Source organism: Micromonospora sp. AMSO12t, assembly GCF_008806585.1.
Lineage (GTDB): Bacteria > Actinomycetota > Actinomycetes > Mycobacteriales > Micromonosporaceae > Micromonospora > Micromonospora reichwaldensis.
Map to the genome: position 1 here is coordinate 1 of NZ_WAAS01000601.1, position 492 is coordinate 492.

1 pseudogene is annotated in these 492 nt (G+C 81.3%); it reads left to right on the forward strand.

Going from position 1 to position 492, the window contains the following annotated elements:
* Nucleotides 1–492 (forward strand): annotated as a pseudogene (locus F6X68_RS34575) (hypothetical protein); the annotation flags it as partial.

Here is a 492-nt window from a genome sequence, read left to right on the forward strand (position 1 = left end):
CCGGTCGACGGCCAGCGGGAGCGTCCTTCCGACGGCCAGCATGACCGTCTTTCCGACGGCCAGCGTGAGCGTCCTTTCGATGGGCAATGGGGGCGTTCGGCTGCCCCGCAGCCGGAGCGCTCGGCCGACTCGCAGTGGGACCGCGGCCCCGGCGGGCGGGGCCGCGAGGCCGGCGTACCCGCCGACGGGTGGCCACGCCCCGACCGGGCTCCCGCCGGCCAGCAGGCGCCTCCGGACAGCCAGCGGCGGCAGCAGGAGCCGGACGAGCGATGGCGGGCGCACGAGGCGGCGCGCGCCGAGACGTACCCGGAGCGGGGGCCGCGCGGGGTCGCCCGGCCCGACGCCCCTCGGGAGGCCGAGGCGTACCGGGGACACCCGCGGCAGGACGGCGGCCTGCCCTGGCCACCGCCCGGCCCCCTGCGGCCCGGCTCCGACCGGGACGCGGCGCGGCGCGCCGAACCCCGCCCCGAGCACCGGCGACCGGCCGACCGC